At 60.3% G+C, this 22,520-nt stretch carries 21 protein-coding genes; 17 read left to right on the plus strand and 4 right to left on the minus strand.

Annotation, left to right across the window (positions count from 1 at the left end):
* Positions 1-88: 88 nt before the first annotated feature.
* From KGB27_RS10450 to tauD, 7 genes are all read left to right on the plus strand, one after another.
* Positions 89-2,413, plus strand: a complete 2,325-nt coding sequence (locus KGB27_RS10450; protein WP_223413709.1) for a Tex family protein — start codon at positions 89-91, stop codon at positions 2,411-2,413.
* The gene (locus KGB27_RS10455) at positions 2,413-2,796 is read left to right on the plus strand and encodes a PaaI family thioesterase (protein WP_008019061.1); all 384 of its coding nucleotides are present in this window, start codon (positions 2,413-2,415) and stop codon (positions 2,794-2,796) included. The genes KGB27_RS10450 and KGB27_RS10455 overlap by 1 nt, the downstream gene beginning before the upstream one ends.
* 171 nt (positions 2,797-2,967) lie before the next feature.
* The gene (gene gshA / locus KGB27_RS10460) at positions 2,968-4,551 is read left to right on the plus strand and encodes a glutamate--cysteine ligase (RefSeq protein ID WP_223554290.1); all 1,584 of its coding nucleotides are present in this window, start codon (positions 2,968-2,970) and stop codon (positions 4,549-4,551) included.
* Positions 4,552-4,957: 406 nt separating this feature from the next.
* On the plus strand, positions 4,958-5,935 hold the full coding sequence (gene tauA / locus KGB27_RS10465; RefSeq protein WP_008032265.1) for a taurine ABC transporter substrate-binding protein: 978 nt from the start codon (positions 4,958-4,960) through the stop codon (positions 5,933-5,935).
* 16 nt (positions 5,936-5,951) lie between these two features.
* The gene (gene tauB, locus KGB27_RS10470; protein WP_008040159.1) at positions 5,952-6,746 is read left to right on the plus strand and encodes a taurine ABC transporter ATP-binding subunit; all 795 of its coding nucleotides are present in this window, start codon (positions 5,952-5,954) and stop codon (positions 6,744-6,746) included.
* Complete coding sequence (gene tauC / locus KGB27_RS10475; protein ID WP_008032267.1) at positions 6,743-7,576, plus strand: taurine ABC transporter permease TauC; 834 nt, start codon at positions 6,743-6,745, stop codon at positions 7,574-7,576. Before tauB ends, tauC begins: the two co-directional genes overlap by 4 nt.
* Positions 7,577-7,708: 132 nt before the next feature.
* Positions 7,709-8,551 carry a taurine dioxygenase gene (gene tauD, locus KGB27_RS10480; RefSeq protein ID WP_207285582.1) on the plus strand — a complete coding sequence of 281 codons (843 nt, stop codon included), beginning with the start codon at positions 7,709-7,711 and terminating at the stop codon, positions 8,549-8,551.
* Between the two features lie 168 nt (positions 8,552-8,719).
* Here tauD and mgrA read toward each other — a convergent pair whose 3' ends face one another.
* Together mgrA and KGB27_RS10490 are read right to left on the minus strand one after the other, a co-directional pair.
* Positions 8,720-9,757: an L-glyceraldehyde 3-phosphate reductase gene (gene mgrA, locus KGB27_RS10485; protein WP_223434921.1), complete on the minus strand. Its 1,038-nt coding sequence runs from the start codon at positions 9,755-9,757 to the stop codon at positions 8,720-8,722.
* 134 nt (positions 9,758-9,891) lie between these two features.
* Positions 9,892-10,782, minus strand: coding sequence for a LysR family transcriptional regulator (locus KGB27_RS10490; protein ID WP_008040163.1), 891 nt, complete (start codon positions 10,780-10,782; stop codon positions 9,892-9,894).
* A 127-nt stretch (positions 10,783-10,909) separates the two neighbouring features.
* Here KGB27_RS10490 and KGB27_RS10495 point away from each other — a divergent pair, with 127 nt between their 5' ends.
* The 5 genes from KGB27_RS10495 (at position 10,910) to KGB27_RS10515 (ending at position 13,941) form a co-directional block, all read left to right on the plus strand.
* Positions 10,910-11,650 carry an SDR family oxidoreductase gene (locus KGB27_RS10495; protein WP_223554293.1) on the plus strand — a complete coding sequence of 247 codons (741 nt, stop codon included), beginning with the start codon at positions 10,910-10,912 and terminating at the stop codon, positions 11,648-11,650.
* Positions 11,651-11,681: 31 nt separating this feature from the next.
* Positions 11,682-12,188: a DUF1097 domain-containing protein gene (locus tag KGB27_RS10500; RefSeq protein ID WP_223554296.1), complete on the plus strand. Its 507-nt coding sequence runs from the start codon at positions 11,682-11,684 to the stop codon at positions 12,186-12,188.
* A 30-nt stretch (positions 12,189-12,218) separates the two neighbouring features.
* The gene (locus tag KGB27_RS10505; RefSeq protein WP_223554298.1) at positions 12,219-13,115 is read left to right on the plus strand and encodes an SDR family oxidoreductase; all 897 of its coding nucleotides are present in this window, start codon (positions 12,219-12,221) and stop codon (positions 13,113-13,115) included.
* Between the two features lie 75 nt (positions 13,116-13,190).
* Entirely contained in the window at positions 13,191-13,658 is a 468-nt protein-coding gene (locus KGB27_RS10510; protein WP_223554301.1) for a DoxX family protein, read from the plus strand.
* A gap of 22 nt (positions 13,659-13,680) precedes the next feature.
* The gene (locus KGB27_RS10515; protein ID WP_008032471.1) at positions 13,681-13,941 is read left to right on the plus strand and encodes a hypothetical protein; all 261 of its coding nucleotides are present in this window, start codon (positions 13,681-13,683) and stop codon (positions 13,939-13,941) included.
* A 2-nt stretch (positions 13,942-13,943) separates the two neighbouring features.
* Here KGB27_RS10515 and betT read toward each other — a convergent pair whose 3' ends face one another.
* A complete protein-coding gene (betT, locus tag KGB27_RS10520) occupies positions 13,944-15,899 on the minus strand; it encodes a choline transporter BetT (RefSeq protein WP_223554310.1) in 1,956 nt (651 codons plus the stop codon).
* A gap of 424 nt (positions 15,900-16,323) precedes the next feature.
* Positions 16,324-17,250: a serine O-acetyltransferase EpsC gene (epsC, locus tag KGB27_RS10525; RefSeq protein ID WP_008032476.1), complete on the minus strand. Its 927-nt coding sequence runs from the start codon at positions 17,248-17,250 to the stop codon at positions 16,324-16,326.
* A gap of 193 nt (positions 17,251-17,443) precedes the next feature.
* Between epsC and KGB27_RS10530 the strand changes: the two genes are divergently transcribed.
* From KGB27_RS10530 to KGB27_RS10550, 5 genes are all read left to right on the plus strand, one after another.
* Positions 17,444-18,436, plus strand: a complete 993-nt coding sequence (locus tag KGB27_RS10530) for a D-cysteine desulfhydrase (protein ID WP_008032477.1) — start codon at positions 17,444-17,446, stop codon at positions 18,434-18,436.
* Positions 18,437-18,749: 313 nt separating this feature from the next.
* Positions 18,750-19,550 (plus strand): cystine ABC transporter substrate-binding protein, encoded by an 801-nt coding sequence (gene tcyJ, locus KGB27_RS10535; RefSeq protein ID WP_008040169.1) that lies wholly within the window; start codon positions 18,750-18,752, stop codon positions 19,548-19,550.
* Entirely contained in the window at positions 19,550-20,215 is a 666-nt protein-coding gene (gene tcyL / locus KGB27_RS10540) for a cystine ABC transporter permease (protein ID WP_008032482.1), read from the plus strand. The genes tcyJ and tcyL overlap by 1 nt, the downstream gene beginning before the upstream one ends.
* Before the next feature lie 4 nt (positions 20,216-20,219).
* Positions 20,220-20,975, plus strand: a complete 756-nt coding sequence (gene tcyN, locus KGB27_RS10545; protein WP_008032484.1) for an L-cystine ABC transporter ATP-binding protein TcyN — start codon at positions 20,220-20,222, stop codon at positions 20,973-20,975.
* A gap of 474 nt (positions 20,976-21,449) precedes the next feature.
* Complete coding sequence (locus KGB27_RS10550; RefSeq protein WP_192226723.1) at positions 21,450-22,214, plus strand: hypothetical protein; 765 nt, start codon at positions 21,450-21,452, stop codon at positions 22,212-22,214.
* Positions 22,215-22,520: the final 306 nt, after the last annotated feature.

Below are 22,520 nucleotides of genomic sequence, written 5' to 3' on the forward strand. Positions count from 1 at the left end.
GCGGCGCAGGCCAGGCCGCTCAACCAGACTCGCCGAGCCTTTATCCCCGCGCCCGCGAGCCTGCTTTCACAATTTGTCAGGTGGTTTTATGGACAGCATCAACAGCCGCATCGCCGAGGAACTCGGCGTACGCCCACAACAGGTCGAAGCGGCCGTCGCGCTACTCGATGAAGGCTCTACCGTTCCCTTCATCGCCCGTTACCGGAAAGAAGTGACCGGCAGCCTCGATGACATCCAGTTGCGTCATCTGGAAGAGCGTCTGCGCTACCTGCGAGAACTCGACGAACGGCGCATCAGCATCCTCGCCAGCATCGAAGAGCAAGGCAAGCTGACCCCGCAACTTGAACGCGACATCAAGCTCGCCGACACCAAGACCCGCCTCGAAGACTTGTACCTGCCGTACAAGCAAAAGCGCCGCACCAAGGGCCAGATCGCCCTGGAAGCCGGCCTCGGCGAGCTGGCCGACGGTCTGTTCAACGATCCCTCGCTGGCCCCGGACACCGAAGCCGCACGCTTCATCAACGCCGAAAAAGGCGTGGCCGATGTGAAGGCGGCCCTCGAAGGAGCCAAGTACATCCTCATGGAGCGCTTCGCCGAAGACGCTGGCCTGCTGGACAAGCTGCGCAACTACTTGAAGCAAGAAGCCACCCTCAGTGCCCGCGTGATCGCCGGCAAGGAAGAGGAAGGCGCCAAGTTCCGCGACTATTTCGAACACGACGAACCGCTGAAAAGCATGCCGTCGCACCGCGCGCTGGCGATTTTCCGTGGCCGCAACGAAGGCATTCTCAGCTCCGCGCTGAAAGTCGGCGACGAACTGCCGGGCACCATGCACCCGTGCGAAGGCATGATCGGTCAGCAGTTCGGCATCCAGAACCAGAACCGCGCCGCCGACAAATGGCTGGGCGAAGTGGTGCGCTGGACCTGGAAGGTCAAGCTCTACACCCACCTCGAAACCGACTTGCTGGGCGAGCTGCGCGATGGCGCGGAAACCGAAGCGATCAACGTGTTCGCACACAACCTGCACGACCTGCTGCTGTCTGCTCCGGCCGGCCCGCGTGCCACCCTGGGCCTCGACCCGGGCCTGCGCACCGGTTGCAAGGTCGCCGTGGTCGATGCCACTGGCAAGCTGCTGGATCACGCCACGGTTTACCCGCACGTGCCGCACAACAAGTGGGACCAGACCCTGGCGATTCTCGCGGCCCTGTGCGCCAAACACTCGGTGGACCTGATCGCCATCGGCAACGGCACCGCCAGCCGCGAAACCGACAAGCTGGCTGCTGAACTGATCAAAAAATACCCAGCCATGAAGATGACCAAAGTCATGGTCTCCGAGGCCGGTGCATCGGTTTACTCGGCGTCGGAACTGGCTTCGAAGGAATTCCCGGACCTCGACGTGTCGATCCGTGGCGCGGTGTCCATCGCCCGTCGCTTGCAGGATCCGCTGGCCGAGCTGGTTAAAATCGATCCGAAATCCATCGGTGTCGGCCAGTACCAGCACGATGTGTCGCAGCTGAAACTGGCGCGCGGCCTGGACGCTGTGGTCGAGGACTGCGTGAACGCCGTCGGCGTCGACGTGAACACCGCTTCCGTGGCGCTGCTGGCCCGTATCTCCGGCCTCAACGCCACCCTGGCGCAGAACATCGTCAGCCACCGTGACGAGCACGGTGCGTTCAAAACTCGCGCAGCGTTGAAGAAAGTGGCGCGTCTGGGTGAAAAAACCTTCGAACAGGCGGCCGGGTTCCTACGCGTGATGAACGGCGACAACCCGCTGGATTCGTCTGCGGTTCACCCGGAAGCCTATCCGCTGGTGCAACGCATCGCTGCTGAAACCGATCGGGATATTCGCTCGCTGATCGGCGACGCGAGCTTCCTCAAGCGTCTTGATCCGAAGAAGTACACCGACGAAACCTTCGGTCTGCCGACGGTCACCGACATCCTGCAAGAGCTGGAAAAACCTGGCCGCGACCCGCGTCCGGAGTTCAAGACCGCCGAGTTCCAGGAAGGCGTCGAAGACCTCAAGGACCTGCAACTGGGCATGATCCTCGAAGGCGTCGTGACCAACGTGACCAACTTCGGTGCATTCGTCGATATCGGCGTGCATCAGGACGGTTTGGTGCACATCTCTGCGCTTTCGGAGAAGTTCATCAAGGATCCGCGCGAAGCGGTGAAGGCCGGCGACGTGGTGAAAGTGAAGGTCATGGAAGTCGATATCCCGCGCAAACGCGTCGGCCTGTCGATGCGCATGAGCGACACCCCGGGCGAGAAAATCGACGGTGCCCGTGGTGCGCGTCCGGGGTCGGCACCGCGCCAGTCCCAGAACACTGCACCGCGCAAGGAAACCACGGCAGCGGCCCCGTCCAACAACGCCATGGCTTCGTTGTTCGCTAACGCCAAGCAGTTGAAGAAACGCTGATGGAAATCCCGGCCGGGCTGACCGAAAGCGCGTTTTTCAAGCTGCTGGGCTGTCGCTTGCACAGCCTGGAAACCGGGGTGGCGCAAGTCGCCCTGGCGCTGGAACCCGAACTGCGCAATCGCGGCGGCAAGCTGCACGGCGGGGCCTTGTTCAGCCTGGTGGACATTGCCATGGGGCTGGCCTGTTCCAGCACCCACGGCTTTGACCAGCAGAGCGCGACCATCGAGTGCAAGATCAACTACATCCGCGCCGTTTCCGACGGTGAGGTGATGTGCACGGCGCGGGTGATCCACCCGGGCCGCCGCACGCTGGTGGTCGAAGCCGACGTGATGCAGGGCGACAAACTCGTCGCAAAAGCACAAGGCACGTTCGCTGTCCTGTAGATGAATGCCATCATTTTGAGTTAATTTCAGCGCAACGAAACCTGTGGGAGCGAGACCGGCTTGGCTTGCGCGGTTGCAAAAACCAGGCGAAAACGCCAGTTTCAACTTCACCCTTGTAGACCGTCCTGCCCACCCCCATATTGGGGCGACTGACGCGTGAAGGAATCCAACTTGAGCGAACTTCTCAACCGCCGCCTGGCTCTGCTCGGCGAGCGCGCTAACCTCTCTCTGCTCGAACAGTGCCTTCACGGCATCGAACGTGAATGCCTGCGCGTGACCGGCGAAGGTCGCCTGGCGCAAACGCCGCACCCGGAAGAATTGGGTTCCGCGCTGACCAACGAACAAATCACCACCGACTATTCCGAGTCGCTGCTGGAGTTCATCACGCCCGCCCTGCCCGACCCGGCCGACACCCTGGCGAGCCTGGACAGGATTCACCGTTTTGCCTACAGCAAGCTCGGCAACGAGTACCTGTGGAGTCCATCGATGCCGTGCCCGTTGCCGGCCGAGGAAGATATCCCGATCGCCTATTACGGCACCTCCAACATCGGCAAGCTCAAGTATGTCTACCGCAAGGGTCTGGCCCTGCGCTACGGCAAGACCATGCAGTGCATCGCCGGGATTCACTACAACTTCTCCCTGCCGGAGAAGCTCTGGCCGCTGCTCAAGCAGGCGGAAGGCTTTGTCGGCACTGACCGCGACTATCAGTCGTCGGCCTACATTGCGCTGATCCGTAATTTCCGCCGCTACAGCTGGCTGCTGATGTACCTGTTCGGTGCTTCGCCAGCGCTGGACGCCGGTTTCCTGCGCGGTCGCACGCATCAGTTGGAACAGCTGGACCCGGACACCTTGTACCTGCCGTACGCCACCAGCCTGCGCATGAGCGATCTGGGTTATCAGAGCAACGCCCAGGCCGGCCTGACGCCGTGCTACAACGATCTGGCGAGCTACACCGACAGCCTGCGCAAAGCGGTGGCCACACCGTATGCGCCGTATGTCGAAATCGGCACGCATCAGGACGGTGAGTGGGTTCAGCTCAACACCAACATCCTGCAGATCGAAAACGAGTACTACTCCAACATCCGCCCGAAACGCGTGACCTACACCGGCGAGCGGCCGATCCAGGCGCTGGTGGCCCGTGGCATTCAGTACGTCGAAGTGCGTTGCCTGGACATCAACCCGTTCCTGCCGATGGGTATCGACCTGACCGAGTCGCGGTTCCTCGATGCGTTCCTGCTGTATTGCGCGCTGAACGACAGCCCGCTGTTAACCAGTAATTCGTGTGGCAACGCAACATCGAACTTCCTCAGCGTGGTCAAGGAAGGTCGCCGTCCGGGCCTGCAACTGCAACGCGACGGTCAACCGGTTGACCTGAAGGAATGGGCCGGCGAGTTGCTGGAGAAGATTGCGCCACTGGCGGCGTTGCTGGATCAGAGCCATGGCGGCGATGCGCACAGCAAGGCATTGGACGCGCAACTGGCCAAGGTCAAGGATTCGTCCCTGACGCCATCGGCCCAAGTGCTGGCCGCGATGGCCGAACACAAGGAAAGCTTCAGCCAGTTCTCCCTGCGCCAGAGCCAGGCCCATGCGGAATATTTCCGTAGCGAGCCTTTGAGCATCGAAGACCAGGCAACGTTTGAAGAGCGCGCACGCTCCTCGCTGGCGGAGCAAGTGGAGCTGGAGCAGAACGAAGTCGGCGATTTCGATGTGTTTGTCGGCTCGTATCAGGCGAGCATTCTGGCGATCAGTAACTGATCGTTGACGGTCCTGCGGACCTTGATCGCCAGCAAGCTGGCTCCTACAAAAATCATGTGTCTCACACATAACCCTGTAGGAGCTGGCTTGCCAGCGATGGCGGCCTGAAATTCACCGCAAGCCTCAAGAGCCTCATCGCCAGCAAGCTGGCTCCTACACAGATGCGGGATCGCCAAAAATCGCGCGCCCAACGCAATACCCTGTAGGAGCCGGCTTGCCGGCGATGGCGGCCTGAAATTCACCGCAAGGCCAAGGGCCTCATCGCCAGCAAGCCGGCTCCTACAAGGGAGCACTTAGAATATTCCGCTCATAAGCTCATTCGAAAAAGTTATTTATTTTCGGATTCTTATATCATTTAGTCTCTTTTTCACGCCGACTCTCGGTCCGCCTGAAAAGGAGCTTCCCAATGAAACTGCATTTCCCTCTTCGCCTCCTGGCGGCCGCGTCTTTGGCTGCGGCGAGTTTCTTTGCCCAGGCGGCTGACGTGACGGTCGCTTACCAGACCACCGTGGACCCGGCGAAAGTCGCCCAGGCCGACGGCGCCTACGAAAAAGCCACCAACGCCAAGATCGACTGGCGCAAATTCGACAACGGTGCCGACATCATCGCCGCCATCGCTTCCGGCGACGTGCAGATCGGCTACCTCGGTTCCAGCCCTCTGACGGCTGCAATCACCCGCAAAGTCCCGGTTGAAACCTTCCTCATCGCCACCCAGATCGGTGCCGCTGAAGCCTTGGTTGCCCGCGACGGCTCCGGGATCAAGACGCCGCAAGACCTGATCGGCAAGAAAATCGCCGTGCCGTTCGTTTCCACCGGCCACTACAGCCTGCTCGCCGCGTTGAAGCACTGGAACATCGACCCTTCGAAAGTCACCGTGCTCAACCTCGCCCCGCCAGCCATCATCGCCGCATGGAAACGCGGTGACATCGACGCCACCTACGTGTGGGACCCAGCGCTCGGTGTGGCCAAGGAAAACGGCAAAGTGCTGATCACCTCCGGCGAACTGGCCAAGTTCGGCGCACCAACGTTCGATGCCTGGATCGTGCGTAAAGACTTCGCCGAGAAGCACCCGGAAATCGTCACCGCGTTCGCCAAAGTCACCCTCGACGCCTACGCCGATTACCGCAAAGACCCTAAAGCCTGGCTCGCCAATCAATCCAACGTCGACAAGCTGGTGAAGCTGTCCGGTGCCAAGGCCAGCGACATTCCGCTGCTGCTGCAAGGCAACGTCTACCCGCTGGCGGCTGACCAGGTGATCACCCTCGGCGCGCCGACCACCAAAGCCATCACCGACACCGCCGTGTTCCTCAAGGAGCAAGGCAAGGTCGAGGCCGTGCTGCCGGACTACGCGCCGTACGTCAGCGCCAAGTTCATCACCAACTGATCGGGAGTTAATTGCGATGGCCTTGCTACAGCTGGAGCGCATCAGCGCACAGTACCCCGGCAGCCCGGAACCGGTATTGGCGGATATTTCCTTGAGCCTTGGGCCCCAGCAATTGCTGGTGGCCCTCGGCCCGTCCGGCAGTGGCAAGACTTCGCTGTTGAACCTGATTGCCGGTTTCGTCGAGCCCAGCGCCGGGCGCATTACCCTCGATGGCGTGCCGGTCAAAGGCCCGAGCGCCGAACGCGGCGTGGTGTTTCAGGACGACGCGCTGCTGCCTTGGCAAGACGTGTTGGCCAACGTCGGTTTCGGTCTGGAACTGGCCGGTGTCTCCCGGGACAAACGTGAAATCCGCGCTCGGGAAATGCTCGCACTGGTGGACCTTTCCGGTTTCGAAAATCGGCGGATCTGGCAACTGTCCGGTGGCCAGAAACAGCGTGTCGGCCTGGCCCGTGCGCTCGCCGCCGACCCTCGCGTATTGCTGATGGACGAACCTTTCGGCGCCCTCGACGCCTTCACCCGCGAACAGATGCAGGAGCTGCTGCTGCAAGTCTGGCAGCGCACTGCCAAACCCGTATTCCTGATTACCCACGATATTGAAGAAGCGGTGTTTCTCGCCACGGACCTGATTCTGCTGGCGCCAAACCCCGGGCAAATCGTCGAGCGCCTGAGCCTGGATTTCGGTCAGCGTTACGCCGCCGGCGAGTCCGCACGGGCGATCAAATCCGACCCGCGCTTTATCGAAACCCGCGAACACGTACTCGCCAAAGTGTTCTCCCAACGCAGCGCCGCCACGCGGCAGGAGCGCGCATGAGCAGCTATGAAATTCCGGCCGTGACGGTGAAACCGGGTTCGACGGTGATTCCTGTTCGGCGAAGCCTCAGTACTCGCTGGATCAGCGTGCTGACTCTGGTCGCGTTGGTTGCCCTGTGGTGGGCCGTTACCGCCACAGGAATGATCGAACCGCTGTTCCTGCCGCCACCGTCCGCCGTGCTGCAAAAAGGCTGGCTGCTGGTAACCACCGGCTACATGGATTCGACGTTGTGGCAGCACTTGGGCGCGAGCCTCAGCCGCATCGGCCTGGGCCTTGGTTTTGCCGTGCTGACCGCCGTGCCGGTCGGCATCGCCATCGGTCACAACCGTATTGCGCGCGGCATTCTCGATCCGCTGATCGAGTTCTACCGCCCGATTCCACCGCTGGCCTATCTGCCGTTGATTGTCATCTGGTGCGGCATTGGTGAATTGTCGAAAGTCCTGCTGATTTACCTGGCGATTTTCGCCCCGATCGCCATCGCCACCGCGACTGGCGTGCGCACCGTCGACCCGGCCAAATTGCGCGCAGCACAGTCTTTGGGCGCGACCCGGGCGCAGTTGATTCGCCATGTGATTTTGCCGAGTGCGTTGCCGGACATTTTGACGGGCGTGCGCATCGGTCTGGGCGTGGGCTGGTCAACGCTGGTCGCCGCCGAACTGATCGCCGCCACCAGCGGCCTGGGCTTCATGGTGCAGTCGGCCGCACAGTTCCTGGTCACCGATGTGGTGGTGCTGGGGATTCTGGTGATTGCGCTGATCGCCTTCGCCATGGAGATGGGCTTGCGTGCGCTGCAACGCAAACTGGTGCCGTGGCACGGCCAGGCTCACTAACAATTTCCCATGTGGGAGCGAGCCTGCTCGCGATGCGGTGTGCCATGCGAAATTGCTGTAACTGACACACCGCTTTCGCCGGCAAGCCGGTCTCGCTCACAGTCGGTACCCCGAATTCAGTAGAGAACCACCATGAGCAACCTGACAATCGTCCCCCTCAGCTCCGCCCTCGGCGCGCAAATCAGCGGCATCGACATCAGTCAGCCATTGAACCTGGAACAGCGCGATGCCATCGAGCAGGCACTGCTCAAGCATCAGGTTTTGTTCTTTCGCGACCAGCCGATCACGCCGCAGCAACAGGCGCGTTTCGCCGCCAACTTCGGCGACCTGCACATTCACCCGATCTACCCGAATGTGCCGGAACAGCCGGAAGTGCTGATCCTCGACACCGCCGTCACCGACGTGCGCGACAACGCGATCTGGCACACCGACGTGACCTTCCTGCCGACTCCGGCGATGGGCGCGGTGCTCAGCGCAAAACTGTTGCCGGAGTTTGGCGGCGACACGTTGTGGGCCAGCGGCATTGCGGCTTATGAGGCGCTGTCCGCGCCGATGAAAAGTCTGCTGGAAGGGCTGACGGCGACGCACGATTTCACCCGTTCGTTTCCGTTGGAACGCTATGGCAACACGCCTGAAGCATTGACTCAGTGGGAAGAGGCTCGCCGCAAGAATCCACCGCTGTCGCACCCGGTCATTCGTACGCACCCGGTGAGCGGGCGCCGTTCGTTGTTCGTCAGTGAAGGGTTTACGTCGAAAATCAATGAACTGTCGGAGACGGAGAGCGAGGCGATTCTGAAGTTTCTGTTCGCCCATTCCACGCGGCCGGAATTCACCATTCGCTGGCGCTGGCAGCAGGACGACATCGCGTTCTGGGACAACCGCGTGACGCAGCATTACGCGGTGGATGACTACCGGCCGGCACGGCGAGTGATGCAGCGGGCTACGGTGTTGGGGGATGTGCCGTTTTTTCGGTAAATCCTGATTTTTTTGTTGTCTGTACTGGCCCCATCGCGAGCAGGCTCGCTCCCACAGAGTGATCGGCCGGCCACACATTTTGTGGTCAACCCCCAACCACTGTGGGAGCGAGACCGGCTTGCCGGCGATAGCGGTCTAAAAGGCGCCAGAGACTCTGGCGCCAAACACTTACTCAGCCGTCGAAGGCTTCTCCCAAAGATTGATCCCGCCCTCTTGGGCAAACCGGTCAATCTCCGCCAACTCTTGCGCACTGAAGCTCAGATTCTTCAACGCCCCGACGTTCTCGATAATCTGCTCCGGCCGGCTCGCACCGATCAGCGCCGAAGTCACCCGAGGGTCGCGCAGCGTCCAGGCCAACGCCAGTTGCGCCAGGCTCTGGCCGCGACGCTTGGCAATCTCATTGAGCCCACGCACATGGGCGATGTTGGCCTCCGACAGGTGCGAGGACTGCAACGAACCGCCGCCCGGACGATTGACCCGCGCATCCTTCGGAATGCCGTTGAGGTATTTGTCGGTCAACAGGCCCTGCGCCAACGGCGTGAACGCAATCACGCCGGTGCCCAGCTCGTCGGTGACATCCAGCAGATCCTTTTCCACCCAGCGATTGAGCAGGTTGTAGGCCGGCTGGTGAATCAGCAACGGCACTTTCCACTCTTGCAACAGCGCCGCCATCTCACGGGTTTTCACCCCGGAATACGACGAGATGCCGATGTACAACGCCTTGCCCTGCTGCACCGCCGTGGCCAGTGCGCTGGCGGTTTCTTCCAGCGGCGTGTCCGGGTCGAAACGGTGGGAGTAGAAAATATCCACGTATTCCAGGCCCAGACGCTGCAGGCTCTGATCAAGGCTGGCCAGCACGTACTTGCGCGAACCACCGCCCTGCCCATAAGGACCGGGCCACATGTCCCAACCCGCCTTGCTCGAGATGATCAGCTCGTCGCGATACTGCTTGAAATCTTCACGCAGCAAACGCCCGAAGTTGATCTCGGCGCTGCCGTACGGCGGACCATAGTTATTGGCGAGGTCGAAGTGGTTGATCCCCAGATCGAACGCCGTGCGCAGCAACGAGCGCTGGGTGTCGATCGGCGTGCTGTCGCCGAAGTTGTGCCACAGGCCCAGGGACAACGCCGGCAACACCAGACCGCTGCGACCGACGCGGCGGTAAGGGATGGAGTCGTAGCGGTTTTCGGCAGCGGTGTAGGTCATCGAATCCTCTCTTGTCTGTCTTGAAGTTGGTATCGACTGCTTCGCAAGTTGCCCAGCATACGCCCAGACAAACGTCGATAAACCTCGGACTTGAGGAAATGCTGAAACGTTTCACATATTTTCGATTCGAGGGGCTAACGCGCCCCGGCAAACACCTCCCCCAACCAATCCACAAACACCCGAACCCGTGGCGACATGTGTCGGTTGTGCGGATACAACACTGAAACCGGCATCGGTGGCGGCGGCGTGTCGATCAGGACTTCCTGCACCAGGCCCTGGGCGATCTGCGTTTCCATTCGGTAATGCGGGCACTGGATCAAGCCCAGTCCGGCAATGGCCGAGGCGGCGTAGATTTCTGCGCCGAACACCGAGATCGCGCCCTCGATGGCGACTTCCTGCAACTCGCCATCGACCATGAATTCGAACGGGAACAACTTCGCCGTGGTGCGCGAGACGTAGTTCACCGCGCGATGATGTTTCAGGTCCTCGAGGGATTTTGGCTCGCCGAATTTGCGCAGGTAAGCCGGGCTGGCGCAGGTGATCTGGCGCAGGTTGGCGACACGTTTGCCGATCAGCGCCGAGTCGCCGAGGGTGCCGGCCCGCAGCACACAGTCAACGCCTTCGGCGATCAGGTCGACAAAGCGGTCGGCCTCGCTGATGGATAGTTCGATGTCCGGATAGCGCTCCATGAATTGCGGCAAGGCGGGGATGACAAAACTCTTGGCCAGCGTGCCGTGCAAATCCACCCGCAATCGCCCCTTCGGCGCGACGCTGCGAAAAGCCAGTTCAGCTTCTTCCAGTTCCGCCAGCAATTGCACACAACGCAAGTAGTACGCCTCGCCGTCCAGCGTAGGACGCACCTTACGCGTGCTGCGCTCCAGTAAACGCGTACCGAGCCACGCTTCGAACTGGTTCAGCGTGTGGGTCAGGGTTGCCCGTGGCAGGTTCAGGTCTTCGGCGGCCAGGGTGAAGCTGCTGCGCTCGTAGATCCGCACGAACACCTTCATCGCTTTGACTTGATCCATGGCGTTCCCGACCTTTGATTGTTGGCGATTATTGAACAGTCAAGGCAACTCTCGTGCATTTATCAGCCTGAGTAAACATGTGAGTCTGGCTTCACCCCAAACGGACACCTACAAAGGATTCACCGCCATGACTACTCAAATTTCGAAAGTTGCCATCGTGACCGGCGCCTCCCGCGGCATCGGCGCCGTGATCGCCAAACAACTGGCCAGCGAAGGTTTCGCCGTCGCCATCAACTACGCCAGCAGCGCCACAGAAGCCTCAAAGCTGGTCGTTGAACTGCGTCAGGCCGGCCATCAAGCCATAGCGATCAAGGCTGACGTGGCCAATGCCGACGATGTACGCCGGATGTTCGACGAAACCGAAACACAACTGGGCAAAGTCGATGTGCTGATCAACAACGCCGGCATTCTCAAAGTGATGCCGCTGGCGCAGCACACGGACGAACTGTTCGAGCAGAACTTCAACATCCACGCTCGCGGCACTTTCAATACGTTGCGTGAAGCGGCGCCCCGTTTGAACAGCGGCGGCCGGATCGTCAATTTCTCCAGCAGCACCGTCGGCATGAACCTGCCGGGCTACGCCGTGTACATCGCCAGCAAAGCCGCGGTGGAGTCCCTGACTCAGGTGTTCGCCAAGGAAATGCGCGGTCGCAACATCACCGTCAACGCCGTCGCCCCTGGCCCGGTGGCGACCGATTTGTTTTTGCACGGCAAGAGTGAAGAGCAAATCCAGACCTTCGCCAAGATGCCGCCGCTGGAGCGCCTGGCTCAGCCGGAAGACATCTCCCGCGTTGTTTCCTTTCTCGTCGGCCCTGATTCGGCATGGGTCAACGGGCAAATCCTGCGCGTCAACGGCGGCCTCGTCTGAGCCGCCTCATCCGGTCAAGGAGAAGAAAGTCATGAGTCATCCAGTCAACACCGCCCACACTGGGCAATCGAAACTGATGTTTACGCTGTTCACCGCAGTGGCGGCAGCCACCGCCGCACTGGCCGCAGGTTCCAGCCTGTTGTTGACCTTACCGGTCTGGGCAATGTTTGTCGGTTGGGTAGCGTTCTTCAGCCGCGGCCTGACCTTGCGCGACGGCCTGGTGAACCTCGGCTGCGTGCTGATGGGCATTGCCTTCGGCATGGGCGCGGCGCTGAGCATCGGAGCGCTGGCGCCCAGCCTCGGCCTGTTTGCCCTGCCGGTCGTGGTGTTTGTCGTGGCAATGGTCGTGGTGTCGCTGCGGGCCACCCGGACGGTGAATAACGTCGTCGCTTACTTCCTCGGCCTGATCACCTGGTTCGCTTCGCACCTGGAACCCTCTCTGGAAAGCTTCGCCGAACTGGGCAGTGCCGGGGCCCTCGGTTCCGTCGCTGGCTGGTTGTCCCATGTCGCGCAACAACGTCTTCCCCATCGCACCTGAAATCACCCTTACTGCACAGAGATCAACACCATGAAATCCGTCATTCTGATTACCGGTGCCTCCAGCGGTTTTGGCGCACTGACTGCCCGCGCGCTCGCCGACGCCGGCCACACCGTCTACGCCAGCATGCGTGAAACCCTGGGACGCAACGCGCCCCAAGTGACCGAAGTGCAGCGCTACGCCGACCAGCATCGGGTTGACCTGCGCAGCGTCGAACTGGACGTCGCGTCGAGCGAATCGGTCGAGGCCGGCGTCGCGAAAATTGTCGAAGACTGCGGTCGACTGGACGTGATCATTCACAACGCCGGACACATGTCGTTCGGGCCCGCCGAGGCCTTTACTCCCGAGCAGTTCGCCCAGCTCTACGACATCAACGTGCTGAGCACTCAGCGGGTCAACCGCGCAGCGCTGCCACAACTGCGCAAGCAGGGCCAGGGTCTGGTGTTGTGGGTGTCTTCCAGCAGTGCTCGCGGCGGTACTCCGCCGTATCTGGCGCCGTACTTTGCGGCCAAGGCAGCGATGGATTCGCTGGCGGTGTCCTACGCCAGTGAGTTGGCGCGGTGGGGCGTGGAAACCTCGATTATCGTACCGGGCGCCTTCACCAAGGGCACCAACCACTTCATGCACTCCGGCTCGCCTGCCGATCAGGCCCGCGCCGCTGAATACAATGAAGGCCCGTACGCCGGTGTCCCGGAGCTGGCACTCAAGGGTCTGGCCGCGCTGGAACCGGCTGACGCGGATGTTGTCGAGGTGGCCAATGCCATCGTCGAGATTGTTGGCATGCCCTTTGGCACTCGCCCGTTCCGGCGACACATCGACCCGTCTCAGGATGGCGCGGAAATCGTCAACGCCATGGCCGATCGGGTACGTGCAGAGATGTTCCGCCGTATCGGTCTGGAAGACCTGTTGAAACCGGTGCTTCACTAACGCCTGCCCTGACACTGAACACTCTCATGCTCTGCGTGGGAACGTTCATTGATGATCCGTGCCTCGGAGCTCCCCATGCGCCAGAACCCAACGTTGCTTATTCCGGCCCTTGCGCCACTTTACCGCCTCGGTGAACCCGTTTTTTATGCGCTGTTACGCGCCACGTACGGGGTCATCATGGTGACCCACGGCCTGCCCAAACTGCTGGGTCAGTCGCACGGTTCAATGGCCGACCCGATGGCCGCGTCAATCAACCTGATCCAAAACGTCCTCCACCTGCCCATGCCAGGCCTGATTGGACTGTTGGTGGCGTTGCTGGAAGGCGTCGGCGGATTGCTACTGATTCTGGGACTGGGAACACGCCTGCTGGCGGCGATGATGGGTATCCAGATGCTGACGATCGCCAGTATTCTCGGACCGACCTGGCCCTGGATCGACCGTGGCATCGAATACCCGGTGTTAATGGCGTGTCTATCGCTGTACATCCTGTTTCGCGGAGCAGGACACTACTCACTCGACCACACTCTAAGTAGAGAACTCTGAAAGTCGTCGCGAGGACTTCACCATGCACACCACGATCATCATCACCTTCGGCCTGGTCCTCCTGGCGCTGATGCTGTTCATCGGCGAGAACATCGGCTTCAGCCGCCAGACGCTGACCTACAGCTTCATCGTGTTGTGGCTGGCCCTGACGATGATCAACGGCGCCATCGGCGTGGTCACCGCCGGCCAGTCCGTGACCACGGAGCTGGTGGTCGGCAGCATCGTGTTCAGCATCCCGGTGGCGGCGCTGGTGTTGTTCATGGTGATGAGCAGCGAGGCCTGAGTTCAACGCACCAGATGCAAAAACTGCAGGTGCCGCTCGTACTGATCGAGGATGTCGTTGATGACCTGGTCCTTGGTGTAACCCACCAGATCGTAGTCCTGACTGCCCTCGCTCAGGTGCACTTCGGCCCGATAATAACGGCGATTGTTGAGTTGCTTGGGACCCATGCCGCCACGGGCGAATGACGGCGTGAAGTAGCCACGCATCTGCACCTGATAGATGAACGGATGCTGCTCGCCGTGACCGATTTCCAGGCTGACGCTGTCGTTTGCCGGATCGGGTTGAGTGATCACGTTCAAACCCTTCTCGACGAACACCGCCGACACCTCTTCAATCGCCGGGCGCACCGTCGTGTCGAGGAAGCGATAGACCTCATCCCGCGACGGGAAATGCACCGCCTGACTCAAACGCTGACGCCAACCGCCGCGCCGCGATCCGGACACCGGCGCCAGGGAATGCAGCTGCGCGATCTGCTTCTGCGACTCCAGGTAAAACGCTTTGTGCAGGCCCCACATCATCAGTAGCAAGATCATCGAGAACGGCAACGAAGTCAGCACCACCGCTGACTTCAGCGCATCGATGCTGCCCGAAAACAGCAGCGCACTGGTGACCAGCGCGGTCATCGCGCCCCAGAACACCCGCAGCCATTTCGGCCCGTCTTCATCCGGGTTACCGCCCTTGGCCGAGAGTGTCGACAGCACCACGGTGCCGGAATCGGCCGAGGTGACGAAGAACACGAAGCTGATGAAAACCGTGACCGCAATCACGGTTTTGCTCCACGGGTAGGTTTCCAGCAGCAGGTACAACGTCATCGATGGGTTGTCGATGGCCGACATGCCGAGCGCGCTCATGCCGTGGTTAAGCACCTGGTCGATGGCGCTGTTGCCGAAAATCGACATCCACGCCAGGGTGAAACCGAGCGGGATCAACAGCACACCGAAGACGAATTCGCGAATGGTGCGGCCACGGGAAATCCGCGCGATGAACAGACCCACGAATGGCGACCACGCGATCCACCACGCCCAGTAGAACACCGTCCAGCCGCCCAGCCAGTCGCTGGGTTTGTCGTAGGCGTAGAGGTCGAAACTTTTCATCGGCAAGGCGCCGAGGTAGTCGCCGAGGTTCTGGATCAAGGTGTTGAGCAGGTGCTGCGTAGGGCCGGCGAACAACACGAACAGCAGCAGCGCACAGGCCAGCAGCATGTTGATGTCGGACATCACCCGCACGCCTTTATCGACGCCGGCCACCGCGACGATGATCGCCGCGCCCATCATCAGCGTGATCAGGCCGACCTGAATCCACTGGGTGTGAGCGATGCCGAACAGGTAATCCAGGCCCGAGTTGAGGTGCAACACGCCGAAGCCCATGTCGGCACCGAGGCCGAACACTGTGGCGATGATGCCGAAGCCATCCACCGCATAACCGATCGGGCCGTTGATGCGTTTGCCGATCAGCGGGTACAGCGCCGAACGCAAGGCCAACGGCAGGTTATGGCGGTAAGCGAAGTAGGCCAGCGCCATGCCGACGAAGGCAAACACGCCCCAGCCGTGCAGGCCCCAGTGCAGAAACAGAATCTGCATCGCCTGGCGCGCCGCGTCCGCTGTGCCGGCCTCGCCTTGCGGCGGTTGCAACAGATGGGTCAGTGGTTCAGACACGCAAAAGAAGAACAGCGTGATGCTGATCCCGGCAGCGAACAGCATGCCGGCCCAGGACAGGTAACTGAATTCGGGCTCGTCGTGGTCGGCACCGAGCTTGATCTTGCCGTAGCCGGACAAGGCGGTGACCACCACGAAGACCAGATACAGCGTCATCGCGAGCATGTAATACCAGCCGAGCGTATTGGCCGCCCAGTTTTGCGCTTGCAACAACCAGGCGCCGGCTTGTTCAGGCATGGCGATAACGACGATGCCGAACAGAAAAATAAACGTCGCCGCGAAGTAAAACACCGGCGGATTCATGCGGATCTGGCCGCTGGCGGGGGTGGACGATGCACTCATGAAAGGTGCACCTCCAGGGGGTGAAACCGGGCAATCAATAACGGACTCGGCAAGGGCAAGCCTCCTGTTGTGAGCGGGCAGCAAACCGACGGTTTAACTTGAATGAACGTTCAAGTTAAACATGGATAGGGGGCTAAGGACTAATCGCAGGGCTCGGCGGTCGTGTTCGTACGCTAGGTCAAGGATGGGTATGACGTGGGGTTTGGGGGGGTGTTCAGTGGGGAAATGGGTGGATGCCGTTATCTCGGATCGGCTTGAAACCGATCGCCGGCAAGCCGGCTCCTACAGGGTTTTATGTCGAACGGTAATCCCGAGTACGGCACAAACTTTGTAGGAGCCGGCTTGCCGGCGATGGCGCCAGAATTATTGCTAGAGATCCCGGGCCTTACTTCTGCGTCCCATCATCATGCTGCAAATTCGCCTGCGTCAGGTTGGCCCCTGCCGGCACACTGCGGGTCAGCCAGACATTGCCGCCAATGGTCGAACCCTTGCCGATGGTGATCCGCCCCAGAATGGTCGCGCCGGCATAAATCACCACATCGTCTTCAACAATCGGATGCCGCGGATGGCCCTTCTGCAACTGGCCGTCTTCATCCGCCGGGAAGCGTTTGGCGCCCAGGGTCACGGCCTGATAAATCCGCACACGCTCGCCGATGATCGCGGTCTCGCCGATCACCACGCCCGTCCCGTGATCGATGAAAAAGCTGCGGCCAATCTGCGCGCCCGGGTGAATGTCGATACCGGTCGCCGAGTGCGCGATTTCTGCGCTGATCCGCGCCAGCAGCGGCAGCCCGGCACGGTACAAATGGTGCGCGAGGCGATGGTGAATCACCGCCAGAATCCCCGGATAGCACAGCAGCACTTCATCGACGCTGCGGGCCGCAGGGTCACCGTGATAGGCCGCCAGCACATCGGTGTCCAACAGGCTGCGCAGGCCCGGCAGGGCGAGTGCGAAGTCCTGGATGATCTGGATCGTTTTGGCTTCGACTTCAGTGTCGGCCGAGGCACTGTGGCGGGCGGCGTAACGCAGTTCGAGCCGTGCCTGTCCCAGCAACGCATTCAACGCGACATCCAGCGTGTGACCGACGTAAAAGTCTTCACTCTCTTCACGCAAGTCCACCGGCCCCAGGCGCATCGGGAACAACGCCCCGCACAACGCTTCAAGAATCTCCGCCATGGCCGCTCGGGAAGGCAACTCGCGGCCACCCTGCTCGCCGCTGGCGCGGCCGTTTTGTGCACGCCACTCGTCACGCGCCGTGCGCAGTTGGCTGACGATGGTCTGCAATTGCCAATGGCTGGAACGCTCGCTCACGGTAAAAAACTCCACACGGGCGGCCGGACTGTCTGGCCGCACTGACGGCGATTACTTTACGGCAAGGTCTGGAAACCGAATTAAGAACTGATTGTGCTGTGCTCAGCACTTTTGGCTATAAGTAATCTTGCCGGTTGCCCATGCATTTGGGCGTGCCTATAGTCCTGACATCTCCCACCGCCAGTACGGACCCATGATCAAACAACAGCTCGCCCGTTTTGACCGCCTCGATCTGCTCGGCCACCCGACCCCTCTGGAAAAACTCGAACGCCTGTCAGCCTGGCTGGGCCGCGACGTGTACGTCAAACGCGATGACCTGACGCCGCTGGCGATGGGCGGCAACAAGCTGCGCAAACTCGAATACCTGGGAGCCGATGCGCTGGCCCAGGGCGCGGACACGCTGATCACCGCCGGCGCGCTGCAATCCAACCACGTGCGCCAGACCGCCGCCCTCGCCGCCAAACTGGGTCTGGGATGCGTAGCGTTGCTGGAAAATCCTTTGGGCACCGAAGACGCCAACTATGTCGGCAACGGCAATCGGCTGCTGCTTGACCTGTTCGATGCCAAGGTCGAGTTGGTGGACAACCTCGACAACGCTGACGAGCAACTGGAAGCATTGGCCGCACGCCTGCGCAGCAACGGCAAAAAGCCGTATCTGGTGCCGATTGGAGGCTCCAATGCGTTGGGCGCCCTGGGTTATGTGCGCGCCGGGCTGGAATTGGCCGAACAGATCAAGGACACCGGCCTGACCTTCGCCGCCGTGGTGCTGGCATCGGGCAGCGCCGGGACCCACAGCGGCCTGGCGCTCGCGTTGAGCGAAGCACTGCCGGATTTGCCAGTGATTGGCGTGACGGTTTCGCGCAGCGAAGAAGATCAGCGGCCGAAGGTTCAAGGCCTCGCCGAGCGCACCGCAGCGCTGTTGGGCGTCAGCCTGCCAGCGAGTTTCAAGGTTGAGTTGTGGGACGAATATTTCGGCCCGCGCTATGGCGAGCCGAATGCCGGGACGTTGTCGGCGGTAAAGCTGGTTGCGAGCCAGGAAGGTTTGTTGCTGGACCCGGTGTATACCGGCAAGGCGATGGCGGGGTTGCTGGACGGGATTGGGCGTCAGCGTTTTGATGAGGGGCCGATCATTTTCCTGCACACCGGTGGGGCACCGGCGTTGTTTGCCTACGATTCGGCTTTTTAAGAGCGCTTTGCGCTCTATCGCCAGCAAGCTGGCTCCTACAGGATCAGTGTCGTCCGCGGTTTTACGTCCGACACAAACCCTGTAGGAGCCGGCTTGTCGGCGATAGCGGTCTAACCGATACATATTCCTTTAAAGAATAACAAACGTAATATTTATTATTTTCCTATCTATAAACACCATCATATAGTCACGCCGCAGGCGAATTTGCAGCGAGACGCATACGCTGCTTTAGGGCAGGATATCGCAGTCGTCCAAATCCCGATTTTGCCAACATTCCTAAAAGCGTCTTCATAAGAAATCACAGGGGCTTGTCATGAATTTTTCCGCACTACGTCGAAATCTGCTGGTGGGTTCGCTGGGCCTGGCGCTGAGCGCCGGTCTGCTGGGGCAAGCGGTTGCCGGTGAGCAACTGCAAAAAATCAAGGACGCTGGCGTGATCAACGTCGGCCTGGAAGGTACTTACCCACCGTTCAGCTTCGTTGACGCCGACGGCAAACTGACCGGCTTCGAAGTCGAGTTCTCCGAAGCCCTGGCCAAAGAGCTGGGCGTGAAGGTCAAACTGCAACCGACCAAATGGGACGGCATCCTCGCGGCGCTGGAATCCAAGCGTCTGGACGCAGTGGTCAACCAGGTGACCATCTCCGAAGAGCGCAAGAAGAAGTATGACTTCTCCGAGCCGTACACCGTTTCCGGGATTCAGGCGCTGGTGCTGACCAAAAAAGCTGCCGAGCTGAACATCAAGTCTGCCGCCGACCTGGCTGGCAAGAAAGTCGGCGTAGGCCTGGGCACCAACTACGAGCAGTGGGTTAAAGCCAACGTGCCGACCGCTGACGTGCGCACCTACGAAGATGATCCGAGCAAATTCGCAGACCTGCGTAACGGCCGCACCGACGCCATCCTGATCGACCGCCTCGCCGCACTGGAATACGCCAAGAAGGCCAAGGACACTTCCGCCGCCGGCGAAGCGTTCTCCCGTCAGGAAGCCGGTATTGCCCTGCGCAAAGGCGAGCCTGAGTTGCTGGCAGCAGTGAACAAGGCCATCGACAAGCTGCGTGCCGACGGTACGCTGAAAAAGCTTTCGGAAAAATACTTCAGCGCTGACGTCACCAAATAATGGGAGAAGCTTTCCAACTTGCGCTGGACTCCGCGCCCTTCCTGCTGAAGGGCGCGTACTACACGGTAATCCTCAGCCTGGGCGGGATGTTTTTCGGCCTGGTGATGGGGTTCGGCCTGGCGTTGATGCGCCTGTCGCGCTTCAAACTGGTGAGCTGGCTGGCCCGCATCTACGTGTCGTTCTTTCGCGGCACGCCGTTGCTGGTGCAACTGTTCGTGATCTATTACGGCTTGCCGCAACTGGGTATCGAACTTGATCCGCTGCCGGCGGCCCTGATCGGCTTCTCGCTGAACATGGCCGCGTACGCCTGCGAAATCCTGCGTGCCGCGATCAGCTCCATCGAGCGTGGCCAGTGGGAAGCCGCCGCGAGTATCGGCATGACCCGCGCGCAGACATTGCGCCGGGCCATCCTGCCGCAAGCGATGCGCACGGCATTGCCGCCGCTGGGCAACAGCTTCATCTCGCTGGTCAAGGACACGGCGCTGGCCGCCACCATTCAGGTGCCGGAACTGTTCCGTCAGGCGCAGCTGATTACCGCCCGGACTTTCGAAATTTTCACCATGTATCTTGCCGCCGCGCTGATCTACTGGGTTCTGGCCACGGTGCTCTCGCACCTGCAGAACAAGTTGGAAGAGCGGGTCAATCGGCACGACCAGGAGTCCTGACCCCATGATTGTCGTGGAAAAACTGACAAAGCAGTTCAAGGGTCAAGTAGTGCTTAACGGCATTGATCTGGAAGTGAAGGAAGGCGAGGTAGTGGCAATCATTGGGCCGAGCGGCTCGGGGAAAACCACGTTCCTGCGTTGCCTGAATTTTCTCGAAGAACCCTCCAGCGGCCGGATCAAGGTCGGTGACATCGAGATCGATGGCAGCCGCCCATTGAACCAGCAGCAGAGCCTGGTGCGGCGCTTGCGTCAGCACGTCGGCTTCGTGTTCCAGAACTTCAACCTGTTCCCGCATCGAACCGCCCTGGAAAACGTCATCGAAGGCCCGATCATCGTCAAGAAGATCGCGCACGCCGAAGCCGTTGCCCTGGGTAAAAAGCTGCTGGCCAGGGTTGGCCTGGCAGGCAAGGAAGACGCGTACCCGCGACGCCTTTCCGGTGGACAGCAACAGCGTGTGGCGATTGCCCGTGCGCTGGCGATGGAACCGGAAGTGATTCTGTTCGACGAACCCACCTCGGCACTCGATCCGGAGCTGGTGGGGGAAGTGCTGGCGACCATCCGCAGCCTCGCCGAGGAGAAGCGCACCATGGTCATCGTGACCCACGAAATGGGCTTTGCCCGCGACGTGGCCAACCGCGTGGTGTTTTTCGACAAGGGTGTGATTGTCGAGCAAGGCGAAGCCAAAGAATTGTTTGCCCATCCGAAAGAAGAACGGACAAAACAGTTTCTCAGCAAGTTCCTGAACAACGCTCAACACTGAGCCGCCATAACAGCGACATAAACTTCCACGGATGGAAGTTACATCGAAACTTCATACCCTCTTCAACCGCCACTCAAACCACTCTTACAATTTATCCCTCTTTCAATAATCGCGTGCGGTACATATATATGTCCTGCGACAGATTATCCTCGCCTAAAATCCACAAAACACTTGCGCATTGCCACACGAACAACCGGCGCCTCCCACCGCAAAAACCGCTGATTCGGTGGGTATGTTCGACAAGTCGATGGGGCTTCCGGACCTGAAAGCGTAGGAGCTTTCTGAATAACGAAAGATTCGTTACTTAACTAACCAACTCTATTGACACTTATTCCAGCACACTCTTATCTAGTCTCCAGCAAACGAACTCATCACGTTCAATCATTGTTCATACGCAAGTAATGAGCCGTTTGTGGCTCGGCCAATCAGTTCTTTCAGAAACGGACTTCGCTGCAAGACTTCAAGGAGAAACCCATGAAACATATTTCGAAAAAACCCGAACTTGCGGCACCGACCGTGGAGCAATCCCACCGGAGCGGCATCAACATCACCTCGGCTTCTCACCTGCTGATCGCCGTCGCGCCTTATCCCGGCATGGACGAAGGCGACTTGATCGAACTGTTCTGGGACAACTGCTACGTGGCCTCCAGGGTGCTGAACACCCTGGACGTCGGCAAATCCGTCAGCCTGCGCGTGCCGCAAAGCTTCATCGCCAACGGCTCCTCTCGCATTCACTACCGGCTGATGCAGGTCGGCCATGGGCCAGCGCTGTCACCGACAACCTGCGTGCAGGTCAAGCTCGACTGCCCGGGAGGCCAGCCCTCTGCCCTGTACGGCGATGAAATCCAGAGCCTGGCGCCGGTGAGCATTCCCGAAACCATCCGCCGTCAGGGCGTCAACCCGAACCAGATCAAGCGCGGCGTTCCCTTGACCATCGAGCCGTACCTGAACATGGCCATCGACGATGAAATCACCCTGCGCTGGGGCGATGTGCGCATGGACCTGCCACGGCTCAAGGCCGGCGATGTGGGCCAGCCGATTCAGGTCTGGGTGCCGCCGGCGATCATTCTTGAAGCCGGCGAAGACCTGCGGCTGGAAGTGACCTACTGCATCCTCGACCGCGTGGGTAATAACTCTCGCTGGGCGCCGGCGCGTACGTTGAAGATTGGTTGTGCCAATCCGTATCTCAAAATCCCGCAGAGGGAAGTGCTCATGGCCGCCGAACCCCGAAAAAATTGAGATCCATACCGTCCCCAGTAGGAGCGAAGCTTGCTCGCGAAAAACGATAACGCGTCGTGTCAGAACTGACGCCTTCGCGAGCAAGTCGGATCGCCGCACCGTTCGCTCCTACAAAAGCCGACCGCTGGGTGTTTCTGTTGCTACAAGAACAAAGTGTTGCACTGCGTACAGTTGCTCACGACACACTTCTATCCATATTCCTAAAAGTTAGTTTATTTAATTTTTATACACGCTTAGGGTATATAAACCGGACCACCGGACATTCTTGTTTTTACTTCGCCGCCACCATCGCGGCGTTCCATGAGA

The sequence above is a fragment of the Pseudomonas sp. BF-R-01 genome (assembly GCF_019946615.1).
Classification (GTDB): domain Bacteria; phylum Pseudomonadota; class Gammaproteobacteria; order Pseudomonadales; family Pseudomonadaceae; genus Aquipseudomonas; species Aquipseudomonas migulae.